The sequence below is a fragment of the Bacillus sp. EKM501B genome (genome assembly GCF_011800505.1).
Lineage (GTDB): Bacteria > Bacillota > Bacilli > Bacillales > Bacillaceae_G > Bacillus_A > Bacillus_A cereus.
Genome location: NZ_JAALFZ010000001.1, coordinates 593,978 through 619,294 on the forward strand (window position 1 = coordinate 593,978; position 25,317 = coordinate 619,294).

The window sequence follows — 25,317 nt, forward strand, 5'->3', positions numbered from 1 at the left end:
TGTTCCTTGTAACGGGGGACGGCCGGTAAGAACTTACTGTAACATTCGGTTCTACTTCTCGGAGATGATTTTCGGTTACGCACTGAACGTTGGCTTTCAGCAAATCGCCAACTCTCTGGGGAACAGTTCTATAACGTACTCGTTCTCGTCAATGAATTTTTATTCAAGTATTCTGACAGTATTGTTGCATGTTTTTTTTAGAAAGTCAATATGTTTTTGGAAAGATATATTTATATACGGAAATATCGAAAGTGATATTCGTTGTTGTAAAGGAAATGATGAATTGTAAAATGGGAGTGAAAATTTGCGGAGAATTGTAAATTTTATAGAGAAAATTGATATTTATAGGAGTGAAGAAGGGATTGTTTGAATTTATAGAGAATAATACAACAATCCACTTGCTGGAAAGAACAAACCAAAAGAGGTGACTGAAATGCTTGCGATGGGAGTATTATTTGGCATTATTGCTATAATTGGTTTTATGTGGTTATATTATTCGCGTTCGTTTAAACAAGCAGAAGTTTTACTCTTTCAAAAAGGTAGTTTGTTGACAAATCAGTCTAGATATTTAGTATGTCCGAAGTGTGGAAGTGCACAGGCCAGAAGTGGAGGATATCAAGAGTGTTGCAAAATTAGATTATGAAAGAAAGGAAGCCTCACATTATTTTGTGAGGCTTCCTTCCTTACAACTTCATAGCGCTCCAAATTGTCCATCGATCTCTTTCAATAATAGGAGAGACGTTTTGTAATGCGGTCTGTATATGTTGTAGAAGTTGAGAAAGTTCATCATCTGTTAACTCATATAGAATGGATCGACCTGTTCGAGGAGATAAATCTTGCAATAATGCTTCTACAGAATCATGTATTTTTCGTATTTCCCATTGTGTTTGTGTGGGAAGTACATGAAGAGAATGTTTTTGTAATTCTGTCTGTATAGTGTTGGTTTTTGGACGTCTTTTTGACTCTATTTCAATAAGTTTTGGAAATAGAGAGAAAAAATATCCGCGAATGTGTTCGGGATTTCCTGGAATTGTACAATCTTCAATTGTTCGATCTTGTAAAATAAGTACACCGTTTTTATTTAATATACGAGAAGCTTCACGTAAAAATGTAGGAATGTCTTGTAAATGATGAATAACTGCACGCGAAATAACTATGTCGAATGTTTCATTAGGGTATGGGATATTATGTGCATCACCGTGGATGAATGAAATGTTTGAAAAGTTGTTACAATTTTCTTTTGCAGCTTGTAATATTTCTTTTGAAAAATCAAGTCCCACAACATTATTGGCTCCCATAAGAGCGAGTTCTTTCGTATAAATCCCACCACCACAGCCGATATCAATTATTTGCTTGTTTTGTATTTCTGTAATGTTTTTTACCATTTCAGCCCAAGAAATATGAGCGTTTCTTGTTGCATATGTGTACTTATTATTTTCATCATGAAAATTAATGGACATGATAAAGACCTCCTTTCAATGATTAGTATAGCGTATTTAATAGGATGTCACGTTTTTGTTTTATGTATGAAGATTATAAGGATTTCTTATCGTAAGAGGAGGATTAATTTGAAAGGGAAATATGTATTGGTGTTGTTGTTTGTTATGTTACTAGCAGCTTGTGGTCAAGTTGAGCCGAAAAAAGAAACAAAAAAAGTAGAAGAGACGGTGAATGAAGTGAAAGAAACAATAGGGGTAACCGTTATACAAAAAAAACATAAAGAGAAAAAGTTGCAGGAATCAGAAGCGAAGTTAGTAATAGACATTTTGAATAAAGCTGAGAAACAAGAAATAACAGGAAGCTTCGGTGAACCTGAATATGAAATACAAATTAGTAGAGATGGGAAAAAAGAAACTTATTATGCATGGTTAAGGGGAGAAGATAGACGAGGATGGGTGCAATATAAGAAAGCTATGTATATGTTGAATGAAAAAGATACGGAAAAGCTTTTGGATATATTTCCAAATGTCTCAGAACAAAAAGAAGATGAGATGCAGGTAAGCCCTTTAACGGAAGTAACAAAAAAAGATTTGCAGATTACCGCGTTTCATATTAAAACAGGCGATCAAAACGTGAATTATACGGTACGGTATACGATTTCACAATCACTATACAATAAGTTAGTGAAGGAGCAAGAATATTATTTGCAACTCAATTTTCCAGAAAAAGTTCAAAAATTAATTGGAGCAAAAGAGAGTGAAATGATTTTAGGTGAAAAAGTAAAGGAAGGGTATAAGCAATATGAATTACATGCTACTGTTCCGATAAAAAGCGCTTCAGAATCACAATTAAAATCATTAGAAACATATTACGAAAGTTATGATTTGAAAATATTAAACAGTAAAAAAGAAAAAATAGGTGTGTTTCAAAATATAATTCAGATTGTTAAAGATTATGGTGAAAAAATGAATTTTCAAAGATAAAGTGAGACTTTAATTAGCCCTTACGGATTGGAATGAATATAAACTCGTCAAATCTATATGACCTTTCCTAGGAAATGATAATAGAGAGGGGAAAGCACCCCTCTCTATTACTTTGCTTTTGCAGATGGCTCATTCATTGATTTTCGTGTAATAAGAAAAGAAATCATAAGAGCGGAAAGGATGACAAGGGCAATAAATACGTGATTGGGCAACAAATCTAATAATAATACGTAACTAACGGTATAAAAAATAAGAGTTGAAGCTAAAAACGATAGAGCACCTATTATAAGAGATTGTAAATTCATTTTTGTACACCTCCTTTTATTTATATTTTTGGCTGAAAATGGATTATATAAACATTATTTCTAACAATAGAAAAAAATATGTCATAATAGAGAAAAGAACAAGCTTTAATGAATGAATATGATTCATTAATGAGAGATAAAGGAGAGGAATATGAAAAATAATAAAAAAGGATTATGGGGAATTATTGTTGCGATAGGTCTATTTTTACTGTCTAAGTTAAAGTGGGTATTTGCAATTTTTAAATTAGCAAAGTTTTCAACGGTATTTAGTATGTTTCTATCGCTTGGCGCATACGCAGTTCTATATGGTTGGAAATTTGGAGTGGCGCTCATTTATTTGTTGTTTGTTCATGAAATGGGCCATTTATGGGCTGCGAAAAGAAAGGGGATCCCAACATCGCCAGCAATCTTTATTCCATTTATGGGGGCCCTTATTGGAATGAAAGAGATGCCGAAAAATGCGAAAGATGAAGCTTACATTGCCTATATGGGTCCGCTTTTCGGACTTCTGTCATTTTTACCCGCGATACCGCTTTATATAATGACGAAAGAGCCATTTTGGGCGCTTGTTATTTTGCTTGGAAGTATGATTAATTTCTTTAATTTAATTCCCGTTTCGCCGCTAGATGGTGGGCGAATTATTTCAGTTGTCAGTACTAAAATTTGGGGAGCAGGCCTTATTTTATTACTTGGCTATTCAATTTACTTTAAAAGTATTTTGGGAGGATTTATTGTTATTATCGGTTGTATGGAGTTATATAGAGTAATAAAGAGAGATGAGCCGATTAAGGAATTAGGGCATAAAATTGATGGGATGAAAGAATATGTTACTAGGCTTGAAGAGGAATTAAAAGAAACGGGTGCTGTACATCGGACTATATACGTGATGCATCATGAGATGAATGCATTAAGACAAAGAGAACGGGAAAAAGAGTTACAAATAGGTGAACTTCAAAAAATGGAAGTGTTAGAGTATCTTTTACCGAAGTTCGAACCGTTAGATTATGTTCCATATGAAGATGAAAAAGATGAGTATACAATTCACATAAGGGAAGCATTTGAAGCGTCAGAAAGAAAATTAAATGAATGGAAAACAGAAAAGGAACAACAAGAAAACTATTATAAAGTGGATGCGAAAACGAAATGGACAGTATTTGCTTGTTATATTGGATTAATGGCTATACTCGGTTACACAGCTTATGAAGGATATATTGTTTTACAAGAACATTTGCCAACGAGAAATGTATAGAAAAATATTGTCGAAATGATAGGAAGAATTTATACAGGAATTATATTTCTACGAGAGAAAGTTACAAGTATAGTCATACATTGTAATATTTTTAGTAGAGAAGGAGTTCTGTATATGAAGAAATTGTTAAGTGTATTCGGGATTATTATCGTGATGATCATTGCAAGCTATAGTCTTATGAAAGTGCTGTTACATTATGCGAATAAGCCTGCTGAGGTAAATACAATAGCTCAAATAGAAGATGTGCAAGAAGAGACAAAAGTGCTAAATTTTATTCGAATGACACATGAAAGCTATAATAATTTCTTAAATTACGGTAAAGCAGAGAATTATACAGACGGGGATTGGAATCAATTTAAGCAATGGTTTCAACAACAAGAATCATCGTTAAAAAATATACATACAGAAATAAAGAATGAAAAAATAAAACGTGATGTAAATAGAAGCTATGAAATTGTAAAAAAAGGTGTGGAACTTCAAAATATTGAGTATGTAGTGTATGCCCACCGTGTATATCATGACTTGGATATTATCGTAAATAAATATAGAGGTGAAACGAATATCTGGGGATATACGGAGTTTGGCGATGGGAAAGATATAAAAGTAATTGAACAAGCTATACAAACAAAATAATAAGCTAGCTAGAATTCTAGTTAGCTTATTTTCTTTTGTAAATACAATGTTCATATATTATTCACAAAAACACCGTGTTAATAGTGATTAAAATCACAATCTGCATTATAAGATTCAGTTAAACTAAAAACAGTTAAGGAAATAGAGGAGTGGGATACAATGTTAAGTGCAAAAACAATTGAAATCGTAAAGTCAACAGTACCATTATTACAAGAAAAAGGCGTTGAAATTACAACGAGATTTTATGAAATTTTATTTTCGGAACATCCGGAGTTATTGAATATTTTCAACCATACAAATCAGAAAAAGGGAAGACAACAACAAGCGTTAGCGAATGCTGTTTATGCAGCTGCAACGTACATTGATAATTTAGAAGCTATTATTCCAGTTGTAAAACAAATTGGTCATAAGCATAGAAGTTTAGGTATTAAAGCAGAGCATTACCCGATTGTAGGTACATGTTTACTACGTGCCATTAAAGAGATCGCAGGTGCACCTGATGAAGTTTTAAATGCATGGGGAGAAGCATATGGTGTCATTGCTGATGCATTCATTAGCATTGAAGCAGAGATGTATGAAGAAGCTGCACATAAAGAAGGTGGATGGAAAGACTTCCGCAACTTTGTGATTGTTAAAAAAGTGAAGGAAAGCGATGTTATTACGTCATTTTATTTGAAACCTGAAGATGGAGGGAAAGTTTCTTCATTCATCCCAGGTCAATATGTAACGATTCAAATCAATATTGAAGGTGAGACATATACACATAATCGTCAATATAGTTTATCCGATGCTCCTGGGAAAGAATATTATCGTATTAGTGTAAAAAAAGAAAAAGGTGTAGATACACCAGACGGTAAAGTGTCTAATTACTTACATGAACATGTAAAAGAAGGAGATGTTTTACCAGTAAGTGCACCAGCGGGAGATTTCGTGTTAAATATGGATTCAACATTACCAGTTGTACTAATTAGTGGTGGAGTAGGGATTACACCGATGATGAGTATGTTAAATACGTTAATTGAACAAGATTCAAAACGTAATGTATATTTTGTTCATGCAGCAATAAATAGTAATACACATGCAATGAAAGAACACGTTAAGACAGTAGAAAATGAATATGAACAAGTTAAAGCATATACTTGTTATTCTGCACCGACTGAAAAAGATTTAGAAATGAAGAACTTTGATAAAGAAGGTTTCATTGAAAGTGAATGGTTAAAAACTATTATTCCGACAACTGAAGCAGAGTTTTATTTCTGTGGTCCAGTAGCATTTATGAAGCATATAAATGCTGCACTAACTGATTTAAGTGTGAAACAAGAGCATATTCATTATGAATTTTTCGGCCCAGCAACAAGCTTACAATAAGCAAAAAAACGAGGTATTTATTTTACCTCGTTTTTTATTTGTTCTCGTAATAAACGGTTTACTGTTTCACGACGTATACCTATCAGTTGACCAATTTCGGTTTGTGTTAATATTTCATATATAGGAATGTCACCTAAATATAGGGCGAACCATTCTTGTAAACGATGAAGACGTTCTTTCGGAGAGACGGTTGTCAATTGATCAATTCGTTGTTGCATCATTCTTAATTTAGATTGCAATTGCATAGCGATGTTAGCATACGATTCGGGATTTGCTTGAAGTCTCTCGTACCATTCACTATTAGTGATCGGTTCCACTTCTGTTTTTATTAAAGCGATAGCTGTACCGTGATATTCTTTCGCTGAAATTAAAGAATGATGAGGTATCGTTTCACCTGGAACGATAATGTTGAATAAAAATGGTGTTCCGTCTTCTTCTAGCCGAACTACTTTTAATAAGCCTGTTTTTATAAAGTATAAAGGACCGTCCTCGCCTTGACGGAATAGTACATCTCCTTTGTGTAGAATCAATGTTAGCCCCCCATTAATATGTTTCTATTTCTTCTATTTTAGCGTATATGTATATAGACAATATGCTATTTCAACAGCAATTTCATTGACGAAATGTATGCTATTACAGTAGTATACTATTTAGTGTGTAATAGTACTAGCAATGAATACGCTGTAGGGGGTTTAGTATATTGTTAGATGCGATGAGAATGACGGATATGAGAATTCCGGCGAATGCTATCATTCATGTAGAAGAGATGAAAGGTGGAGTCGTTTTATCCGTTGAAGTAGACGGCCAAATTATTTATACGATGGCTTATGATGAAGAAACAGATAGCTATGCTGAATTATATGATCGAAACGATAAGAGGGCGTGCCAAGTACATGAAGACTTCATGGGGTGGTCACTTCTTCATTAAAAAAGATGTCAATATGACATCTTTTTTTATTAAATCGATAGAATATACAAAGAAATGAAATATAAGGATAAAATTTGTAATAATTGATTTTGCATTGTTAGCACTCTGTAACTGCAAGTGAACTATTTTTTCGCTATCATAAAGATAACAGTCGCAGTTATAGGAGTGGTCAACTTGAAGAAAGTACATATTTCAAATTATATGTTATTATGTGTTTGTTTAATTTTATTTGTTCTCCTCGGAGGATTTTTATATTCATGTGTATAAGAAAAACGCATTCTAAAAAGAATACGTTATAAAAGGGAAATAATGATTAATCTAGTTCCAAGAATAATCAACGTAATACGTAATAAATTAATTACGGCGTTACCACTTAGTTTTGTATTAATGTAAGCCCCGATTTTTCCGCCAATCCATGCACCCGGAATCAGGATTAATGCATAAATCCAGCTGACATTTCCAAGTGAGATGTGAGTTGCAGAACTTACAATTGCTGATAGAAATACGATGAACATTGAAGTTGCTACTGCAATATGTGCTGGGAATGCAAAAAGAAGCATCATTGCTGGAACAAGTAAGGCACCGCCACCAATTCCAAATAATCCAGATATAAACCCAACTATAAAGGCGATAAAGATAGCAAGAAACGGTGGGAATTGGTAGTGTACAGTATTTCCATCATTATCTGTAAAAGAACGCTTAATTACAGACGTATTTGAGAGGGAAAGAGGTTTTAATTTGTCTCGAAGCATAAGTAGAATTGAGACGAATATAAGGAAAATCCCAAAGTATAAAGAAAATGTGTCTTGGTTTAAAAATTTATTTGCCCATGATCCGATAATACCACCAGGGCCGCTTCCGATAAATAAAATAAGTCCACTTTTATAATCTACTCGCTTATGCTTCATGTAAGTAAGGGTGGAAGATAGTCCTGTGAAAACGACTGTTACCATAGAAGTCCCTACTGCAAGTTGTGGTGATAAACTGTGTAATCCAATTAATAACGGAACAATAATAATTCCGCCTCCAAGCCCAACTAGGCTGCCGACTGTTCCGGCGATTAGTCCGATGAAAAGTAACATGATGTATTCCAAAATTGCCAACTCCTCTAAATAACTTATCCACCAATTATTATACACGCTTTTTAATGAGAAATAGGCTTGTTCACAAAAAAGTCGTCTTCCTAGAAAAATAAGGAAGACGACTTTTGATTAGAAAACAAAATGTAATAGGTAGTAAAACAGAGCAGCTAAAGAAGCTGAAATAGGAAGTGTAATAACCCATGTAATTAACATGCGTTTTGCAGTTCCCCATTTTACCCCTTTCACACGGTGAGAAGCACCAACCCCTAAAATAGAAGAAGAGATAACGTGCGTCGTACTAACCGGTAAGTGAATGAATGTTGCACCGAAAATAACAAGTGATGATGATAAATCGGCAGCTACACCATTTACAGGACGAATTTTCATAATTTGTCCACCGACAGTTTTAATAATTTTCCATCCGCCGACAGAAGTACCAAGCCCCATTGCGATAGCACAAGATAATTGTACCCAGAACGGGATATCGCTAGAAGTATGATAGTTATTAGCCATAAGAGCCATCGTAATGATTCCCATTGCTTTTTGTGCATCATTCGTACCGTGTGTGTAGGCTTGTAATGCTGCAGTGAAAATCTGGAATATACGGAAGTTCTTATTCGTTTTCGTTAAGTTAAAGTTTTTAAATACTACTTTAAAAATACTGTATACGGTATAACCAATAACGAAAGCGATAATCGGTGAAATGATTAAAGCTTCAATAATTTTAATAAATCCTTTAAGATTTAGCGAGCTAATCCCAGCGGCCGCAATTGCTGCACCTGCGATTGAGCCGATAATTGCATGCGAAGAACTACTTGGAATACCGTAGTACCAAGTAATTAAGTTCCAAGCTATCGCCGCAAGCAAAGCAGCTAAAATTACAAGAGAACCATTTTGTAAGGCGAATGGATCAACGATATCTTTTGTAATCGTTTTTGCTACACCTGTAAATGTCATTGCGCCCAAAAAGTTCATAATAGCCGCCATAATAATGGCATGTCTAGGCTTTAGAGCTTTCGTTGAAACAGCCGTTGCAATAGCGTTTGCTGTATCGTGAAATCCATTGATAAAGTCAAAAGCTAAAGCGCAAATGACTACTAAAACGGTCAGTATCAAGAGTGTATCCATGATCAAACTCCTTACGCGTTCTTCATAATAATTGTTTCTAATACGTTTGCAACGCTTTGACAGCTATCAGCTACTTCTTCAAGCTCTTCGTAAATCTCTTTAAATTGAATAATCTTAATCGGATCTTTTTCACGAGAGAATAAGTTCTTAATCGCATGACGGCGAATATCATCACACTGTGATTCATAATCCTTAATCTTAATCGCATTTGTACGAATGTCGACTAATTTTTTGTTAGACATTAATTCAACAGAGTTTGCAATCTCAATCGCACATTGATTAATTGCTTCTACGAATTTAATCATGTATTCATCTGCTTCTGTAATAGAATACATTTCGAACAGACCAGCACTGTGATCTAATCCGTCTAATACATCATCCATACTCATTGCAAGTTGTAGGATGTCCTCACGTTCAATCGGAGTGATAAACGCTTTGTTTAACTCCATAATGATTTCGTGAATAAATGAGTCACCTTTTGACTCATACTCTTTCATGCGCATAGAAAACTCTTTTAAATCGCTAGCATTTTTAATTTTATACTCCACGAAAAACTGCGCGCCTTCTTTTAAATTTTCGGAAACATTCATTAACATTTCAGAAAATTTATCTTTTTTTGATTTAAAGACCATTATTGTTACCCCCACAAAAGTAATATATGTAAAATATATTGGCTAATCAATTCTAACAAAAAACTGTCGTTTTTTAAAACATTTTATCGAAAAGTTTACAAAAACTTAACATAACTCTCGTTGTTCTATTAATAATATTAATATCCAATAGTGAATATCTTACTTGTAGAATGTCCTTTTCTTGCAAAAAGTATGAATGTAAAAGAAAAGCTTTACACTATAGGAATGACTACGTTATTATAATAAATTTAAAAGGCGGTATATTCTTCCTTTTAAAAAGAAGAGTGTAAATAAATGAAGGAAGTGAACGAATGAAATTGAAGAACACTCATTTTAAAAAAATGCTTGAGTGGTTCAATAAGAGGAAGAAACTTCGTAATTCATTAATTGTATTGGGAAGTGTATTCGTTACTCTATTTATTGCTGTAAATATAATAATTTCCATTCAAGACATATCTGAACTAAAACAAGCTGTTCCACAACCGACTTTAATTTATGATGCAAATAATGAGGTCGCAACTAAATTAGCTTCTTCGAAAACAGAAGGCGTTAAAAGAAAAGATATTCCTGATATTATGGTTCAGGCAATTGTTGCAGTAGAAGATAAGGAATTTTTTAACCATCATGGTATTTATTATAGTGGAATTATAAGTGCGGTTTTTAAAAATATTACAGCAGGAGAAGTTGTAGCTGGGGGAAGTACAATTACACAGCAGCTTGCGAAGAATGTATTTCTGACACAAGATCGTACATTTTCTCGTAAAATAAAGGAATACTTTTTAACAAAAAAAATAGAACGTACTTATACAAAAGATGAAATTATTGAAATGTATATGAATCAAATTTATTTTGGGGAAGGTGCTTGGGGTATAAAAAGGGCAGCAAAATCTTATTTTGATAAAGATGTAAAAGATTTAACAATTTCAGAAGCTGCAACGATTGCAGGCTTGATTAAAGCACCATCTGCATATTCACCTTATAAAAACTTTAACAAGTCAATTGAAAGACGTAATGTCGTATTAAGCTTAATGAAAGAGCAAGGGTATATTTCTGACGAACAGTATAATAAAGAAAAAGAGAGTGGTCTTGTATTAAAACGTGGTGTGGATGATAAATACAAGGGAAAATATTCTCAATATGTAGACTATATTGTTAGAGAAGCGATGGACAAATACGAATTGACACAAAATGAAATTTTAGCAGGTGGTTATCGTATTTATACTGAGCTTGATCCGAAAAAACAACAAGCTGTAGAAGATGTTGTGAATAATGATAGCTATTTCAAAGATAGTGGCTCAGATCAACTTATGCAAACAGGTGTAGTCCTTATAAATCCCAAAACAGGCGGTGTTCCAGCTTTAGTTGGGGGTAGAGGACCATATCAGTTTTTACAATTTAATCATGCTACGCAATTAAAAAGACAGCCAGGTTCAACATTAAAGCCTCTAGCTGTATATGTACCCGCTTTAGAACAAGGGTATGAAGTATACGATATATTAAAGGATGAACCATTTCATATTAAAGAATATGAACCGAAAAATAGTGATCAGGCTTTTCATGGTAATGTGACAATGTATGAAGCGGTAGCAAAGTCGTATAATGTTTCCGCTGTGTGGCTATTAGAACAAATAGGATTAGATAAAGGATTGAAATCTTTAGAGCGATTTGGTATTCCATTAGTACCAGAAGACCGTACGTATCCAATTGCTTTAGGTGGGATGCATGTAGGGACATCACCATTTGTAATGGCTCAAGCATATAGTACATTTGCTAATGATGGGGTTCAAGTAGAGGCTCATGCAATTAGAGAAGTTCAAAATGCTGAAGGGGAAATAATAGGGAAATGGTATAAGAAAGAGACACGAGTGACGAGTGAGAAAATTGCTCAAAAGATGACGTATTTATTAAAAGGTGTTGTAGAAAAGGGAACAGGTGGAAAAGCGAAAGTTACTAATGTTGATACAGCAGGAAAGACAGGGACTACTCAACTTGTAAATGGCCCGAGCGTAGGGGCAAAGGACTCGTGGTTTGTAGGATACACACCAGATTTAGTAGGTGCGATTTGGGTAGGATATGACAAAACAGATAGCGAGCATTATGTTCCAGGTGGTAGTCAAATTACAACGACGATGTTCCGGGATATCATGAAAAAAGCAAATGCAAACCCAGCCCAAAAAGCGTTCCAATTATCGTTAATATCTGAGGCGGACTATAAAAAACAATTGCAAACAATTGAAGAAGAAAAGCGAAGAAAAGAAGAAGAAAAGAAAAGGCAAGAAGAAGAACAACAAAGGAAAAAAGAACAGCAAGAGTGGTTTAATAAAGTGAAAGAGTGGATTCCATCATTATGGTAAAAAAAGAGGCGAATTTCGTTATTCGCCTCTTTTTCATGTGAAAAATAAAGTGTGCTCATAATTTGTGAGGTAAATGCTACTATTCATTAAGAGTAATGTTCGTACTGCCAAAGGAGTGGGAATCGTATGTGATGATTATTGTTCCTTTACTAATCGGTTCGTATGGTAATTCTTCTTCATAACTACCATTATTTTCATTATGGATAGACAGCGTGATTTCATCAATTCCTTTATTTGTATATTGATCTTTAATCGTTTCAGCAATTTGAAGTAGAGTTTCGTAACTAGGAGCTTCCGTAATAAGCATTCCTTTTATAACTTTTTTTTCATTATTTGTGGAATTGGAATAAAGGATGTTGTTTTGTTTCGTATACAAAATTTTGTATGGAACAGTTTTTCTATCTGCTTTTGAAATAGTGGAATATTTTAGAGTTAAAAAAAATCCTACACATAAAATAATGCATACCATAAGAGCAATCCAAATGCGTATCGGTGACATAACTCTCATTTTTCATCCCTCTTTCATATCTTTGACTTCATTATTTATCATACAAAATGAGGATTAAGATAGAGTAAATTTGAGGTAAAGAAACGTAAAGAAGGAGCACTTATCCTCCCAAACAAGTGCTCCTTTTTATTAAAAGAGAGATTTAATAGACAATCAAAATCACATCTATTACTTATAAATGTGCTTAGTCCTCCCAAAATATTTTCGGAAATTGTGGTTAGTAAATTCGGAAGACAGATAGTGTCGTAGTTGTATCGCCCGCAGGTCCTTGAGCGCCTTGAGGTCCTTGAGCGCCTTGAGGCCCTTGAGCACCAGTAGTCCCCGTAGTTCCTCCGCCTAGGCAACCAAATCCATATTGAACTAGAATAGCTTGACCAAGAGCTTGAAGAAGTCTAACAAATTCTGTAAGTTCTGACTTAGGGATGTTAATATGGTTACATGCTCTTACTTCGCAACAATTATTACCATAAAATACTTTTCCTTTATTTTTATTGTTCATCTTTTCATTCTTTTCTTTCATAGAATCATCAGTCATTACTATATATTAAAATGAAATTTATACTAAATTCGTGATGGACAAACTACCATTTCTAAAAAAAATAAGAAATTGGCCCACCTACGAAAGAAATAAGTAAGATATAGAGAAAGGTTTATATAATGTAAAGAAGAAAAGTGCAACATAAAAAACTACATGCTAATTGTTGGGAGTGTTTAACAATTGGCATGTAGTTCGTGGATTAGTCCTTTATTTACATTGATTTAATTTTTCAAGGGTTGTTTTAGGTAAGATTGGAATTGAAATAGTGAAAGTTGTACCATCTTCATTACTAGTCATTTTTAATGTGCCGTTATGATTTTGGATGATTTTTTTTGTTACTGACAAGCCTAGTCCTGTTCCCGAATCCTTCGTTGAGAAGAATGGATCAAAGATATATTCTTGAATAGCTGGAGGAATACCAATTCCATTATCTGTGAAAGTAATCCGAATGAAGTTATTAAGGCGATAACTAGTAATTTGAATAGAAAGAGGTTTGTCGCCTTGAGCATCGACGGCATTTTGAAATAGATTTAAAAACACTTGAACAAGTTCATGTCGATCAATATTGACTAAAATATCATCTAATTCATTAGAGAAGTTATAATCAATTGAAATATTATGCAAGGAAACTTCACTAGCTAGTAACTGTTGAATATAGTCACGTAAAAATGTATTGATGGGAAACGGTTCTCTTGTAAATTCCCGTGTTTTTGAAATGGCTAAAAATTTTGTAATAATATTATTTGCACGATCTAATTCAGGGATAAGCAAGTTTTTAAATAACTCTTTATTTGATGGAGAAACGCTTTCTTGTAAAAATTGTAAGTATCCTCGTACTGTTGTAAGAGGATTTCGTACTTCGTGTGCAATTCCAGCTGCGATTCGCCCTGCTAACGAAAACTTCTCTGCATCACGTTCTGTATTTAAATAATGAAAGACACTAATAACTCTAAAAATCTCCCCGTTATAATCGCGAATAATTCGGTTATTTATAATGCCATAGTTTTTGTCTAAAACTTCTTCATTATATATTTCTGTTCCCGTTTTTAATGTTTCAATTGCTTTAATTTTTTCTTCCGGCAAGTTTAGTAATTGTTGAATCGGTTTTCCGATAATATCATTTCGTATTATACCGAAATCATCTGCAGCAACTTGATTACATAAAGTAATATTCCCGTTACTATCGATAAAGGTTACATGATGTGAAAAGGCATCAAAAATATGTACAAAGTGTTTTTCAAGTTGTTCAAATAAAAATAATGAATCACAAGTAAGTTGAAAATGAGCCTCTTTATTCTCTTTTGGTATTTCTTGAATGGAATGAGTCGTTCTAGTTTTCTTTATTCGTAAACCAATATGTGGATTTTTGTATGTGAAATGATGTGGTAATTGATTCACAAGTTCTTCATAAAAACGTACTTTATTTTCTAGTTCTTCAATTCGTTTTTCATGAGATACAGTAGCATCGTTTGGAAGCATAAATAAATAACCCCTCATTTTAAAAATTCTTCCATATAGTATATCATATTTTTATAAGGATACTCTTAAAGAAAAGGCTACATGATGCAAAGTGTTTGGAAAGTGAATTGAAGATGAAGTTAAAAGGGAGGGGTATATGTGCTGTTTATTGGAGTGACAGGATGGGGAGATCATGATTCTTTATACATAAATCCCTATGAAAATAGAAATAAATTACGAACATATAGCGAGTATTTTCCTATTGTGGAAGTGGATAGTTCATTTTACGCGATGCAACCTGCACGAAATTATATAAAATGGGCAATGGAAACGCCGAAAGATTTTTCTTTTGTCGTAAAAGCGTATCAAGGAATGACAGGACATATGAAAGGTGAAATTCCTTTTTCTACGTTCGATGAGATGTTTGATGTGTATAAACAGTCTATTCTTCCTTTAATAGAAGCTGATAAATTAAAAACAATTTTATTTCAATATCCACCATGGTTTGATTGCAAAAAGAAAAATGTAGATTTTCTTCGATATACGAAAGAAAAAATGGAAGGTTTACCATGTGCAATAGAATTTCGAAATCAAACATGGTTTTATCCAGAAATGAGAGATAAGACGTTACAGTTTCTAGAACAGGAGAAATGGATTCATACAATTTGTGATGAACCACAGGCTGGGATAGGTTCTGTGCCACTCGTGTTAGAGGTTACGAATTCAGACATGGCATTAATACGTTTTCACGGTCGAAATGTTCATGGTTGGCTTGATAAAGGGGAAAATTGGAGAGCGGTTCGCTGTTTATATCGCTACAACAATAAAGAACTGGAAGAATGGGTTGAACGACTAGAGCAATTAAAAAAGAAAACAAAGGATATATACGTACTGTTTAACAACAATTCAGGTGGGGATGCAGCAGATAATGCGAAACAGCTTATGAAAATGATGAACATTACATATGGTGAGCCGAAGCCGGAGCAATTAAATTTTTTTGAATGATAATAAACAAGAAAGGCACTGTACAAACAGGGGGAATGTACAGTGCCTTTCTATATGAAAAAGAGGGGTAACAATGTTACTGAGCGTTTGGTTGATTCATCAATTGTTGGCTTCATAATAAATGATAATGGTTATCATTATCATTGTCAATGGTTTTTCTAAAAATATATAAAAAACTTTATATATTTTAAATAGAGATAAAAAAAGAACAGCGATTAATGCTGTTCTTTTCCATTGACGAATTGTTGTAAATCAAAAGGAGTTATCGCTTGGATAAATTCTTTTGAGATAAGTGTTTGAACGAGAGTGCTCTCAGAGATAGAAGCACCTGTCTTCTTTTCATAAGCTTGTTTTAATAAATCAAGTTTTTCAGCCGTTTCTTTTGGTAATTCAATTGTAAGTGTGTTCATAATTTCTCCCCCTTATTATTAGAGTACCACTACAGTATAGGAGAGACAAGAAAAGAGAATATGAAATATAAAAAAGGTTACCAAATTTTAAAATGGTAACCTTTTTTATGTATAAGAGTTATTAAGCAATACCGATATACTTTAAAGTTTTTGATGGAGTACTGTGATCAAAGAAGTGTTGTAAAAACGCAATATCAACACCTGATTTGTATGCACAATAACCCCAAGTTTTTCGAAGTGTATGTGAGCTAATCCCTTCTAATCCAACTTCTTTTGCAGCTTTGTTTAAAATGTACCATGCATGTTGTCTCGTAATAGATTTTGTTCCTTTTTGAGATTTTAACAATGGTTCATTACGTTTCCAAGTTTTACGTTCTTTCATGTAGTCTTCGATTGCGTGCTGTAAGTCTTCATTTACAGCAAACCATTTATGTTTCTTCACTTTTTCATTGTAAAATAAAATGGAATGGCGAACATTTTCATTTTCATCGATTACATCACTAACTTTTAATTGTAAGATTTCACTTACTTTCAAGCCAGAATTTACAGCTAATACGAATAATAAGCCATCACGTTTCGAAGATTGTAAAAGTATATTTTTGATAGTTTCTAATTGTTTTTCATTTTGAATAGGTTGTCCTGCTTGTTTCATTTCACGCACTCTCCTCTTTTATATGTGTAAAGGAAAGGATTAACTTGTTTCTTACTATAAAGGGAGAGTGTGAATTTCATGTGAACTCCTAGTGAAATTAAGACAAATTATTTGACTTCTTTTACTTTTTGTAAATTGAAATAGAATACAACACTGTTAGTCGTATTATACACACCATACTCGGCATGATGTAGGTCTAAAATGTTTTTTACAATAGATAATCCGAGACCGGTACCTCCAGTGTGACGGCTACGTGATGCATCTAGACGATAGAAGCGATCCCAAATTTTTTCAAGACTTTCTTCAGGGATAGGGTTTCCTGTATTTTCGATTTCGACTTTTACGGTATCTTCTGCTTCTATAATGGAGACTTGTATTTTTTCTCCCTCTGGTGTATACCGAATTGCATTACTTAGTAAGTTCACAACTACTTGCTCAATGCGACTGCGATTTGCTGTAACAAGTATAGAAGGGTCTGCATCGACGTTCACTTGTAAATGTTTTTCTTCCATGCTAAATAATAATTTTGTGTAGACTTGTTGCGTTAATTCACCGATTGAGAACGTCGTCATATCTAGTTTGTAAGTACCAGATTCCAACTTTGCTAATTCTAACATTTCAACAATCAGCCTGTTCATATTTTCTGTTTCTTCTAAAATAACATCAGTATAATACGAAGTATCCTTACTAACACCATCTTTAATTCCTTCTGCAAAACTTCTAATTACACTTAGCGGTGTTTTTAATTCGTGTGATACGCCAGAAATGAATTCTTTTCTTGTTTTTTCTAATTGACGTTCACGTTCAATATCTTGTTGTAACTTTGTATTAGCAACATTTAATCGATCGATTCGATCTTTTAAATTTACAGATAATGTATTGATACTGCCAGAAAGTCCGCCAATTTCATCGTCAGCTGTAACTGGTAATTTCTCACTAAAATCAAAATTAGCCATTTTTTTCGTAACACGATTCATTTTAATTAATGGCTTTACAATAATTTTTGAGTAGTAGAAGGATAACAAAATAATAACGAGAAACACGATGATTAAGGCATAGACATAATAATCTTTTAAAACGAGCATCGCTTCATTAACAGGCTGCAAAGATGCTATCGCAAAAGCGTATTCTGTAATCCTTCCATTTTCTATAATCGGTTTTACAAAGATACTATTTTTTATATTTTCTCCGCCATCTAATATGAAAGTACTTAATTGGTTCGAGTTAGAAGTGCCCTCTCTAATCATATCAGCAAAATATTGAACGGCTTGTAATGTTTCAATATCATTTGCAAGGCGAACCTCAGCTTTGGATGGGAGCTGTAACTTAGTTATAACACCTGTAAAGACGATTCGAGTTGTAGATTTGTATCGGCTCGCAAGTCTATTCTTAGAAGGATTTCCATTAATTGATTGAAAATCCGAATAGAAATGTTCGTTTTGCCATTGATTATAATTCGTTCCTAATTTTTGTGGTGTGATTATATTATTCTCTTGCACGACTCCATCAACATTGATTATTACATCTTTTTTTAAACCTAAATTTTCGAATTTATTATATTCTTCTGGTGTTAAAAGATTATTGAGTGGAATGGAATACTGTTTATTATTGTTGGGATTAAATACATCGATATAGTAATTGTTATCACTTTTAATAATACCGTTAGAATCTAAAAACTGCATATCGGCATTTGTTTTATCATGAAATTCTTGTTTTAGTTTTCTAACCTTCTCATAACTTTTATCACTTTTATCATAATTATCTACGAATTTTTCAAAAGCAGTTTGGACTGTTTTTACTTTCTTATTAATATAAAATTTCTCTAAAAATAGAGATTGTCCTAGGAAAAAAAGTAGGAATATGATTGTAAATAAAGTGGATGTTAATAAAAATAGTTTAAAGACGATACTTCTGTTTTTCACTGCGTCACCTCTTATGAGAAATACTGTAAATGATTTCTTTATCCCGCTTTAACGGGCAATAAGACTCCCACTTCAAAATTAGGCGAATACAAGGGAGTTAAGTGGGAGATCAATTGCCCGTAAAATCCGATTGGTTCAACTAATAATCAGTGGGGGATGGAAAAAACCCCCACTGATTAAAGTTTCACTTTATTATAACAAACGTTACAAGAAAGTAGAGGGGAGAAATCTGTCTCTTTATAAAGTAGTTATTTATAAAAAGTCACATAAAAAGAACTCGCCAGACGTATGACAAGTTCTTTAGTGTACTATTGTTGAATTGCTGCATCTAAAGCGATTTCAATCATTTCGTTAAATGTAGTTTGACGCTCTTCAGATGTTGTTTCTTCGCCAGTGAAGATGTGATCGCTAACTGTTAATACTGATAATGCATTTACACCGTATTTCGCTGCTAATGTGTAAAGAGCAGTTGTTTCCATTTCTACTGCTAATACACCGTAATCTCCAAGTTTTTTAACCATGTCCATGCTTTCACGATAAAACACATCTGCTGTTAAAACGTTACCGACACGAACGTGTAATCCTTTTTCAGTTCCAGCATCATAAGCTTTCTTTAAAAGGTCAAAGTTTGCAGCTGGTGCAAAATCAAATCCTGGGAATGTTAAACGGTTCATATTAGAATCAGTACAAGCCGTCATTGCGATAATAACATCACGAACTTTTACATCTTTTTGAATTGCACCGCAAGTTCCAACGCGAATTAAATTTTTAACTCCGTAGCTTTGGATTAATTCGTTTACATAAATAGAAATAGAAGGAACACCCATACCTGTACCTTGAACAGATACACGTTTTCCTTTATAAGTTCCAGTGAAACCTAACATACCACGCACATTATTATAGCAAGTAACGTCCTCTAGAAATGTTTCAGCGATATATTTTGCACGTAATGGATCACCAGGTAATAGAATAGATTCAGCGATTTCACCTTGTTTTGCTTCGATATGTACACTCATAAAAAAGTCCTCCTTATAATGTATTGATAGAAATCAATATCATTTGCATTATACACTACGAATCCTTTCAATTAAAATCTTTTTATTATTTGTAATATGTGCAAAATAGGAGGATTTCATAAATCATAATCTAGAATATATATCTTAAGAAGTTTTGTATGAATAGAGACAATAAAAATGGTAGGTGATGTTTTGAAAAATCTTGTCATCGGGCTTATTGCGTTAGTACTTATTGTGGCAGGAGGATTTTACATAAAAAAATATCAAGAAAACGAAGAGACTGTAGGAGATGTTCAGGAAGTAAAGTGGGATGTTTCGAATGGAAAGGGAAATGAGAAAGTAGATATTGTATTTCAGTTGTTAAACAACAAGAATAATGAAATTCGTGGTGTAAATGATCAAATGCGGGCAGTGATTGTAGATGGACAGTTAAAAAACATACAACAAATTAAACCCACATTTGCAGGGAACGGGTCATATAAGTTATCTTCCAAAATAGCGAAAGACGAAGAATATACAATATTTTTATACGAAGACAAAAATAAGTCCGTAGAGTCATTCGCTAGGAAGAATTTTGGTAGAACGAAAGAGGAGAACAATAAGAAAAAAGTGAAATTTCCAATCGACAGTGTACTTACAAAAAAAATAGGAGAGTATGAAGTTTCTCTTTTATTTGGTGCATTACATCCGAATGAACCAGTTACGTTAACATTTCAGTTTCAAGCGAAAAAGGGTGAAAAATTGAAATTACATTCAGAGAGAGGAGAAGTAGAGTCACTCTATATAGTGGATGAAACGAAGGAGAATTTTTTATACGCTATGCCTGTAGATACGGATGAACAATTACAATACCGAATTACATTTCCTGCCGAGGGCACGTATAAAATGTGGGGGAATTTCTATATAAATGGTAAGAAGTATGAAAAAGAATTTATTGTACAAGTTCAAAAAAGAAAAAACAGCTAAGAATTTAGCTGTTTTTTCTTTTTCCTATTAATTTTGTTACAGAGAGCATTGTAATTGGTAAAGAATGATTCTTCCTAAATGCTAAATATTTACCGCTCCATGCTGGTTTATATTTTTCTTTAAAATGTCGTAATCCGCTGAAACTATACGTATAACGAACGTTATTAAAGATTGCAGCAGCCACTCGTTCAGACCAGAAAGACTGTGTGGATAAACCAACATTTGAAAGTGGTGCCATACCGATATTAAAGGAGTGGTATTCATTTTCTTTTGCCCACTGGAATAAGTGGATGAAAATTGCGTCCATAATGCCGCTAGGCGCATCTGGATAATATCGCATTAAATCGACAGATAATGATCCGTTTTGATATACAGGCATGAATGTTGTGAATGCAATAATTTTTCCATCCGCATCAGATAATGTTGCGATAGGAGCGCGACTAATATATTCACGATCGAAGTATCCGAGTGAAAAACCTTTCTCTTTTTTTCCACCAAGCCATGCATCTGAAACTTTTCTTAACTCTTCATATAATTCGTCGGAGAAAGGTGGCTCATGAATAGAGAATGTATAGCCTTCTCTTTCAAAACGGTTGAAAGTAGCTCGCATGCCAGCGCGTTTCTTTCCTGTTATTGTAAAGGTATTTAAATCAACAACAGCTTCTTCACCAAGCTTAAAGAAGTTATAACCAAAATCGTGGTATAAACTCATCCATTTACTTTCAATTTGATAGAATACACAAATGTATCCAAATCGATCAGCCTCAGCTAAAAACTCTTGCAATACAGTACGATAGGAGGAAGGGTCCCCAATTGGATCACCTAGTACAATAAGTCGTTTTCCAGTTATTGAGAAGAGAATGAGTGCTTTTCCATCACTACTGAAAAAGAACTGTTTATCTCCTAAAAAACCTAAATGACTAAGTACATTTCCACCATGTTCATCTAAGAAGTTGTGTAATCGTTTATCATTAGCTGGTTGCCCGGGAAATTCATTTCGATAACGATTTGCAATGAGTGAACCAATTAGTAAAAAAGTAGGAACAAAAAAGGCAGCTGCTAATGCACTTCGTTTCACTTGTGTAATATTACGAACGACAAAATCAGGTTTGAAAGCTTCTTTTGCACCTGCAAATAAAATACCTAAGTTTTTATATAAATATAACGTTACAAGTAGGAATATAAAAACTTTTACGATATCGGAAAGTGAGACTTCCATTTTCTCACGTACAAACCTTTTACGAAGCATATACAATACAGCGAGTACGATTAATAAAATAAAAGTTTCTTCAACATCAATTCCTTTTAGTGTGTTAAAAATAGCCGCTCCAATTAAAGAAACAATCGTCATATAATAAGAACGTTTTGTTCCGTAATATATCCCCCGCGAAAGAATGAGGAGGAGAATACCGAATGTTAGCGATAAGCTAAAAGAAAATTGAATAAGATGTTTTGGAGCTAGAATATGTAAGGCGTGTGCCCGATTTATACTTGTCGGTAGAATGGTTGATAAAATAACCATTAAGCCAGCAAATACTGTTAAAGCAGCAGATGCCCAAGAACCTAACTTTCCTAGAAAGTCACGCTGCAAAGTCCATATAACACCAGTTGTCTCTAATGCAGGCGCAATAAAAGGTTTATCTTCAAACTTTTTAATGGCTACTCCTGTCATTTCAAAAGCTGCAAAAATGAGACCAAGGCAGAAGGGCAAGATGTAATAGACGAGACGATATAATAACATAGCAGGGAGTAAAACACCTGTATCGATGCCGTATTGCCCAAGCCCAGTTAAGAAGACAAGATCAAATGATCCAAGGCCACCAGGAACAAGACTAACGACACCAGCTAAAGCAGCAATAACATATACGCCTAAAAACTTTTGGAATTCGATTTCAATGCCAAATAATAGTAATATGACGTACATAACAATACCAGCAGATACCCATTCGACTAATGAAACTAATGAGTATAAAACAGTTGGGTTTTTCTCCTCTTCTTCTTGTTCCTCTGTTTGCGTCGCTTTTCTATTTTTTAATTTAGAAAATCCGATATATATAGGGACGAAAAGAGCGAAGAAGATAAGAACAGGCCATAGCCATGGTTTTTCATGCAAAATAAATCTCGTGTCTAATATTCCGATGAGACCAAGAAATGAAAGAATGGCTAATCCATTAATAAAGGCAGTTGTCATCCAAGCGATACTTTTAATAAGTTTTCCATTTTCTTTTATATATGGACGATAAAGCATTGTGCGTACGCCGGCTCCAACAAGACCACCAAACCCGATAAATCCATTTAAAGTATTAGCAATCCACGAGATACGGAAAATCTTTTGGACAGGGATATCAGCTTTTAAGTAACGAAGCATAACATAGTCATAAAAGAACATTGTTGATACAGCGAATGCACCAAGTGTAATTGCTAAAAAGACTCCTCCAGTTGGAATGTTTTTAATTGTATCAATCGCTTCTAAAAAAGAAATGCCCGCTAATTCTTTTTTTGCTTGAAAGAATACAATTGTTAATACAACAAATGGGAAGACAATTTTCCCGATTTGTAAGAAACGTTTCCATGAAAACGACATAAATACAACTCTCCTTGTATAAGAAAACTGAGACAATAATATTATTATGACAAACTTCAAGAAAAATAAAAAGGTAAATTCCTGTATAGGCGAGCTATTTTTTATATAGGTATATTTAAAAGAATATTTTGTTTATCAGAAAATTAAGTTAGAATAAGATGAAAGAGGGGGAGGGGAGTATATGATTATAAAAGGTTACGTAGGATATGAGTTAGAAAAAGCGAAACCTAATACATCAGAAGATTTTTTTAACAGATCTGAAGTGACATATATATTAAATGGTAAAGAGAAAACTTTTTCGGTTTTATACGTTCGATATTTTGAAGAAGTTTTACAAGAAATTACTCCTTTTGAAGGAAATCCAGTGTATAAAGTAGAAGAACAAAACATATATTTGCGTGATATTGTAGCGATATGTTGTTTAGTGAAAGATAAGGAGCTTCGTGCGCAAAAACGTTTGTATTTAAATAATATGGAAGAATTTCAACAATATTTTGATGAGGGAACGGTGTCGAAAGTACAAGAAATATTGGCTGAATTACATAAAAATAAAAGAGTAGAAATAGCGTGAAATGGCAAAGGAGAGAGAAAAATGTCTAATTTGATGGTTGAAAATCAAACAGAACAAGTTTCTATATTTTTAGAAGATGCTATTAATTTGATAACCAATTATGTAAATTATCATACGTTACCTTCTTTATTAGAGGAAACACCAGCAGGGAATGAGCAATATTATAAAGGGGTATTAGCATCAATGAGACGACTTCTCGTTTTTTGCGAAGAAGGACAGGATGCATGTTTTGTTTTGTTGAATAGCCAGCCATTTCGAAAAACAGCAGCTGAAAAAATTTTATATAAGATTTACCATCAAGTAATTGCAGAGTTTTTTTCACCGAAGAGTGATCATTGGTATGAAAATAGTCGGTCTGCATATACAGGGAAAAATTCTATCGTTTTTCAACAAACACCACCTGCATCTTTGGAGCAAGTGATGAAGAGTTTAGAAGGTAAATTTCAATTGATGCGTGAAGAACTAGAATATTATGAGACGGATTATCAGACAAAGATGTTGCACAAATATTGATTGAGGAAAAGAAGCTAAGGTTACTTAGCTTCTTTTCCTTTTGTACAGTTATATAAGGGATTTTCATTGAATATAGTTAAGTGGATAGCATTAGGGAGGTGCAACATGAATCAGCAAGGTGTATTTACAGATTACTTTCATGAAGTAGAAAATTGGTGTGAAAGTGTTCTTCACGTATTAGATAGCCGCGCAATGGAAGTGTATGATGTCCATATGCTTGCCTATAAAATTCAGACGTTATTAGAGCGTATGAAAGAGCATGAGTATGAAACAGATGCAGAGTTTATGTATGAAATAAGCGATGATGTAGAACATATTCAGCATCACTTGCAGGAAGTATTTATGCAAGAAGAAGAGGAATATGAATTATATGAAAGAGGGGATAGTGAACGAGCTGTCCCGATTGGAGGACATACACTCCCGCCATTACCTTATCCGTATAATGCATTAGAACCGTATATTTCTAAAGAAATTATGATGTTACATCATGATAAACATCATCGGAGTTACGTGGAAGGGTTAAATAAAGCAGAGAAGATGATGGAAGAAGCGAGAAAAACAAATAAATTTGATTTAATTAAGCATTGGGAAAGGGAAGCGGCTTTTCATGGGTCAGGTCATTACTTACACACGATATTTTGGAATAACATGAAAAAAGACGGTGGTGGAAGTCCAAGAGGAGCTTTTTCACAACAAATTGAACAAGATTTTGGGAGCTTTTTACGTTTCCAAAAACATTTTACAGAAGCGGCCTCTAAAGTAGAAGGTTCAGGCTGGGCAATTCTCGTTTGGGTACCCCGGTCTGGAAGGTTAGAAATTTTGCAAAGTACACTTCATCAATTATTTACACAATGGGATACGATACCGCTCCTTGTACTAGATGTCTGGGAACATGCGTATTATTTACAATACCAAAATCGAAAAGATGAATATATTAAAAACTGGTGGAATGTTGTAAATTGGCCTGATGTAGAAAAAAGGTTTGAAACTGCGAAACAAATTGAATGGACACCATATTAGACGCAAATTCTCTGCGTCTTTTTTAATGGAAGTAGAAGGAAGATTTCGTTCA

General features: G+C 33.7%; 26 protein-coding genes and 1 other annotated feature (1 of these 27 running past the window's edge). Of the genes, 12 read left to right on the forward strand and 14 right to left on the reverse strand.

The window, feature by feature from the left end; translation table 11 throughout:
- Positions 1–161: a binding site (T-box leader), on the reverse strand (it extends 98 nt beyond the left edge of the window).
- Positions 162–433: 272 nt separating this feature from the next.
- Positions 434–643, forward strand: coding sequence for a hypothetical protein (locus HFD78_RS03135; protein ID WP_000880630.1), 210 nt, complete (start codon positions 434–436; stop codon positions 641–643).
- Positions 644–683: 40 nt separating this feature from the next.
- Here HFD78_RS03135 and HFD78_RS03140 read toward each other — a convergent pair whose 3' ends face one another.
- On the reverse strand, positions 684–1,460 hold the full coding sequence (locus HFD78_RS03140) for a class I SAM-dependent methyltransferase (protein WP_000026284.1): 777 nt from the start codon (positions 1,458–1,460) through the stop codon (positions 684–686).
- A gap of 108 nt (positions 1,461–1,568) precedes the next feature.
- Here HFD78_RS03140 and HFD78_RS03145 point away from each other — a divergent pair, with 108 nt between their 5' ends.
- Positions 1,569–2,423: a YhfM domain-containing protein gene (locus tag HFD78_RS03145; RefSeq protein ID WP_000677064.1), complete on the forward strand. Its 855-nt coding sequence runs from the start codon at positions 1,569–1,571 to the stop codon at positions 2,421–2,423.
- A 107-nt stretch (positions 2,424–2,530) separates the two neighbouring features.
- Here the strand turns inward: HFD78_RS03145 and HFD78_RS03150 are convergent, their stop codons facing one another.
- Complete coding sequence (locus HFD78_RS03150) at positions 2,531–2,728, reverse strand: hypothetical protein (RefSeq protein ID WP_001053356.1); 198 nt, start codon at positions 2,726–2,728, stop codon at positions 2,531–2,533.
- 151 nt (positions 2,729–2,879) lie between these two features.
- Between HFD78_RS03150 and HFD78_RS03155 the strand changes: the two genes are divergently transcribed.
- From HFD78_RS03155 to hmpA, 3 genes are all read left to right on the forward strand, one after another.
- Positions 2,880–3,977, forward strand: a complete 1,098-nt coding sequence (locus HFD78_RS03155; protein ID WP_000794491.1) for a site-2 protease family protein — start codon at positions 2,880–2,882, stop codon at positions 3,975–3,977.
- A 114-nt stretch (positions 3,978–4,091) separates the two neighbouring features.
- Positions 4,092–4,610 carry a hypothetical protein gene (locus HFD78_RS03160; RefSeq protein ID WP_000735526.1) on the forward strand — a complete coding sequence of 173 codons (519 nt, stop codon included), beginning with the start codon at positions 4,092–4,094 and terminating at the stop codon, positions 4,608–4,610.
- 159 nt (positions 4,611–4,769) lie between these two features.
- On the forward strand, positions 4,770–5,978 hold the full coding sequence (gene hmpA, locus HFD78_RS03165) for an NO-inducible flavohemoprotein (protein ID WP_000947317.1): 1,209 nt from the start codon (positions 4,770–4,772) through the stop codon (positions 5,976–5,978).
- Between the two features lie 17 nt (positions 5,979–5,995).
- Here hmpA and HFD78_RS03170 read toward each other — a convergent pair whose 3' ends face one another.
- The gene (locus HFD78_RS03170) at positions 5,996–6,508 is read right to left on the reverse strand and encodes a Crp/Fnr family transcriptional regulator (RefSeq protein ID WP_000600579.1); all 513 of its coding nucleotides are present in this window, start codon (positions 6,506–6,508) and stop codon (positions 5,996–5,998) included.
- Between the two features lie 170 nt (positions 6,509–6,678).
- Between HFD78_RS03170 and HFD78_RS03175 the strand changes: the two genes are divergently transcribed.
- Positions 6,679–6,906 carry a hypothetical protein gene (locus HFD78_RS03175; RefSeq protein ID WP_000883009.1) on the forward strand — a complete coding sequence of 76 codons (228 nt, stop codon included), beginning with the start codon at positions 6,679–6,681 and terminating at the stop codon, positions 6,904–6,906.
- A gap of 293 nt (positions 6,907–7,199) precedes the next feature.
- On the opposite strand, the gene HFD78_RS03180 is transcribed toward HFD78_RS03175, so the two are convergent.
- The 3 genes from HFD78_RS03180 to HFD78_RS03190 form a co-directional block, all read right to left on the reverse strand.
- Positions 7,200–8,000, reverse strand: coding sequence for a sulfite exporter TauE/SafE family protein (locus HFD78_RS03180; RefSeq protein WP_000455762.1), 801 nt, complete (start codon positions 7,998–8,000; stop codon positions 7,200–7,202).
- Positions 8,001–8,117: 117 nt separating this feature from the next.
- Positions 8,118–9,116, reverse strand: coding sequence for an inorganic phosphate transporter (locus tag HFD78_RS03185; RefSeq protein ID WP_000380273.1), 999 nt, complete (start codon positions 9,114–9,116; stop codon positions 8,118–8,120).
- Between the two features lie 11 nt (positions 9,117–9,127).
- The gene (locus tag HFD78_RS03190) at positions 9,128–9,748 is read right to left on the reverse strand and encodes a DUF47 domain-containing protein (RefSeq protein WP_000231449.1); all 621 of its coding nucleotides are present in this window, start codon (positions 9,746–9,748) and stop codon (positions 9,128–9,130) included.
- 311 nt (positions 9,749–10,059) lie between these two features.
- Between HFD78_RS03190 and HFD78_RS03195 the strand changes: the two genes are divergently transcribed.
- The gene (locus HFD78_RS03195; RefSeq protein WP_000769234.1) at positions 10,060–12,102 is read left to right on the forward strand and encodes a transglycosylase domain-containing protein; all 2,043 of its coding nucleotides are present in this window, start codon (positions 10,060–10,062) and stop codon (positions 12,100–12,102) included.
- A gap of 79 nt (positions 12,103–12,181) precedes the next feature.
- On the opposite strand, the gene HFD78_RS03200 is transcribed toward HFD78_RS03195, so the two are convergent.
- From HFD78_RS03200 to HFD78_RS03210, 3 genes are all read right to left on the reverse strand, one after another.
- Positions 12,182–12,610, reverse strand: coding sequence for a hypothetical protein (locus HFD78_RS03200; protein ID WP_001265588.1), 429 nt, complete (start codon positions 12,608–12,610; stop codon positions 12,182–12,184).
- A gap of 217 nt (positions 12,611–12,827) precedes the next feature.
- Positions 12,828–13,130 carry a hypothetical protein gene (locus HFD78_RS03205; protein ID WP_141551781.1) on the reverse strand — a complete coding sequence of 101 codons (303 nt, stop codon included), beginning with the start codon at positions 13,128–13,130 and terminating at the stop codon, positions 12,828–12,830.
- A 225-nt stretch (positions 13,131–13,355) separates the two neighbouring features.
- On the reverse strand, positions 13,356–14,627 hold the full coding sequence (locus HFD78_RS03210; protein ID WP_000937243.1) for an ATP-binding protein: 1,272 nt from the start codon (positions 14,625–14,627) through the stop codon (positions 13,356–13,358).
- A 138-nt stretch (positions 14,628–14,765) separates the two neighbouring features.
- Here HFD78_RS03210 and HFD78_RS03215 point away from each other — a divergent pair, with 138 nt between their 5' ends.
- Positions 14,766–15,611 (forward strand): DUF72 domain-containing protein, encoded by an 846-nt coding sequence (locus tag HFD78_RS03215; RefSeq protein ID WP_000897354.1) that lies wholly within the window; start codon positions 14,766–14,768, stop codon positions 15,609–15,611.
- Positions 15,612–15,826: 215 nt separating this feature from the next.
- Here the strand turns inward: HFD78_RS03215 and HFD78_RS03220 are convergent, their stop codons facing one another.
- The 4 genes from HFD78_RS03220 to deoD form a co-directional block, all read right to left on the reverse strand.
- Entirely contained in the window at positions 15,827–16,021 is a 195-nt protein-coding gene (locus HFD78_RS03220; protein ID WP_001094860.1) for a DUF3924 domain-containing protein, read from the reverse strand.
- Between the two features lie 121 nt (positions 16,022–16,142).
- Positions 16,143–16,673 carry a tyrosine-type recombinase/integrase gene (locus HFD78_RS03225; RefSeq protein WP_000806236.1) on the reverse strand — a complete coding sequence of 177 codons (531 nt, stop codon included), beginning with the start codon at positions 16,671–16,673 and terminating at the stop codon, positions 16,143–16,145.
- A gap of 107 nt (positions 16,674–16,780) precedes the next feature.
- On the reverse strand, positions 16,781–18,595 hold the full coding sequence (locus HFD78_RS03230; RefSeq protein ID WP_000797508.1) for a sensor histidine kinase: 1,815 nt from the start codon (positions 18,593–18,595) through the stop codon (positions 16,781–16,783).
- 308 nt (positions 18,596–18,903) lie between these two features.
- Positions 18,904–19,611 (reverse strand): purine-nucleoside phosphorylase, encoded by a 708-nt coding sequence (deoD, locus tag HFD78_RS03235; protein WP_000110707.1) that lies wholly within the window; start codon positions 19,609–19,611, stop codon positions 18,904–18,906.
- Positions 19,612–19,788: 177 nt separating this feature from the next.
- Here deoD and HFD78_RS03240 point away from each other — a divergent pair, with 177 nt between their 5' ends.
- Entirely contained in the window at positions 19,789–20,577 is a 789-nt protein-coding gene (locus HFD78_RS03240) for a hypothetical protein (protein ID WP_000232610.1), read from the forward strand.
- A gap of 4 nt (positions 20,578–20,581) precedes the next feature.
- Here the strand turns inward: HFD78_RS03240 and mprF are convergent, their stop codons facing one another.
- Positions 20,582–23,161, reverse strand: coding sequence for a bifunctional lysylphosphatidylglycerol flippase/synthetase MprF (gene mprF, locus HFD78_RS03245; protein ID WP_000010891.1), 2,580 nt, complete (start codon positions 23,159–23,161; stop codon positions 20,582–20,584).
- A 181-nt stretch (positions 23,162–23,342) separates the two neighbouring features.
- On the opposite strand from mprF, the gene HFD78_RS03250 reads away from it, so the two are divergent.
- The 3 genes from HFD78_RS03250 to HFD78_RS03260 all read left to right on the forward strand — a co-directional run bounded on the left by HFD78_RS03250 (position 23,343) and on the right by HFD78_RS03260 (position 25,265).
- Positions 23,343–23,732 (forward strand): hypothetical protein, encoded by a 390-nt coding sequence (locus HFD78_RS03250; protein WP_000584363.1) that lies wholly within the window; start codon positions 23,343–23,345, stop codon positions 23,730–23,732.
- A gap of 21 nt (positions 23,733–23,753) precedes the next feature.
- On the forward strand, positions 23,754–24,245 hold the full coding sequence (locus HFD78_RS03255; RefSeq protein WP_000067556.1) for a YpuI family protein: 492 nt from the start codon (positions 23,754–23,756) through the stop codon (positions 24,243–24,245).
- A 105-nt stretch (positions 24,246–24,350) separates the two neighbouring features.
- Positions 24,351–25,265, forward strand: a complete 915-nt coding sequence (locus HFD78_RS03260; protein ID WP_001075739.1) for a superoxide dismutase — start codon at positions 24,351–24,353, stop codon at positions 25,263–25,265.
- Positions 25,266–25,317 lie beyond the last annotated feature (52 nt).

Excerpts from the sequence above, each read along its gene's own strand:
- mprF (WP_000010891.1), bottom strand. The coding sequence starts at position 23,161 with ATGTCGTTTTCATGGAAACGTTTCTTACAAATCGGGAAAATTGTCTTC.
- HFD78_RS03210 (WP_000937243.1), bottom strand. The coding sequence starts at position 14,627 with ATGCTTCCAAACGATGCTACTGTATCTCATGAAAAACGAATTGAAGAA.
- HFD78_RS03220 (WP_001094860.1), bottom strand. The coding sequence starts at position 16,021 with ATGAACACACTTACAATTGAATTACCAAAAGAAACGGCTGAAAAACTT.
- HFD78_RS03155 (WP_000794491.1), top strand. The coding sequence starts at position 2,880 with ATGAAAAATAATAAAAAAGGATTATGGGGAATTATTGTTGCGATAGGT.
- deoD (WP_000110707.1), bottom strand. The coding sequence starts at position 19,611 with ATGAGTGTACATATCGAAGCAAAACAAGGTGAAATCGCTGAATCTATT.
- HFD78_RS03240 (WP_000232610.1), top strand. The coding sequence starts at position 19,789 with ATGGTAGGTGATGTTTTGAAAAATCTTGTCATCGGGCTTATTGCGTTA.
- HFD78_RS03135 (WP_000880630.1), top strand. The coding sequence starts at position 434 with ATGCTTGCGATGGGAGTATTATTTGGCATTATTGCTATAATTGGTTTT.
- HFD78_RS03150 (WP_001053356.1), bottom strand. The coding sequence starts at position 2,728 with ATGAATTTACAATCTCTTATAATAGGTGCTCTATCGTTTTTAGCTTCA.
- HFD78_RS03185 (WP_000380273.1), bottom strand. The coding sequence starts at position 9,116 with ATGGATACACTCTTGATACTGACCGTTTTAGTAGTCATTTGCGCTTTA.
- hmpA (WP_000947317.1), top strand. The coding sequence starts at position 4,770 with ATGTTAAGTGCAAAAACAATTGAAATCGTAAAGTCAACAGTACCATTA.
- HFD78_RS03260 (WP_001075739.1), top strand. The coding sequence starts at position 24,351 with ATGAATCAGCAAGGTGTATTTACAGATTACTTTCATGAAGTAGAAAAT.
- HFD78_RS03200 (WP_001265588.1), bottom strand. The coding sequence starts at position 12,610 with ATGAGAGTTATGTCACCGATACGCATTTGGATTGCTCTTATGGTATGC.
- HFD78_RS03190 (WP_000231449.1), bottom strand. The coding sequence starts at position 9,748 with ATGGTCTTTAAATCAAAAAAAGATAAATTTTCTGAAATGTTAATGAAT.
- HFD78_RS03225 (WP_000806236.1), bottom strand. The coding sequence starts at position 16,673 with ATGAAACAAGCAGGACAACCTATTCAAAATGAAAAACAATTAGAAACT.
- HFD78_RS03160 (WP_000735526.1), top strand. The coding sequence starts at position 4,092 with ATGAAGAAATTGTTAAGTGTATTCGGGATTATTATCGTGATGATCATT.
- HFD78_RS03140 (WP_000026284.1), bottom strand. The coding sequence starts at position 1,460 with ATGTCCATTAATTTTCATGATGAAAATAATAAGTACACATATGCAACA.
- HFD78_RS03250 (WP_000584363.1), top strand. The coding sequence starts at position 23,343 with ATGATTATAAAAGGTTACGTAGGATATGAGTTAGAAAAAGCGAAACCT.
- HFD78_RS03255 (WP_000067556.1), top strand. The coding sequence starts at position 23,754 with ATGTCTAATTTGATGGTTGAAAATCAAACAGAACAAGTTTCTATATTT.
- HFD78_RS03195 (WP_000769234.1), top strand. The coding sequence starts at position 10,060 with ATGAAATTGAAGAACACTCATTTTAAAAAAATGCTTGAGTGGTTCAAT.
- HFD78_RS03205 (WP_141551781.1), bottom strand. The coding sequence starts at position 13,130 with ATGAAAGAAAAGAATGAAAAGATGAACAATAAAAATAAAGGAAAAGTA.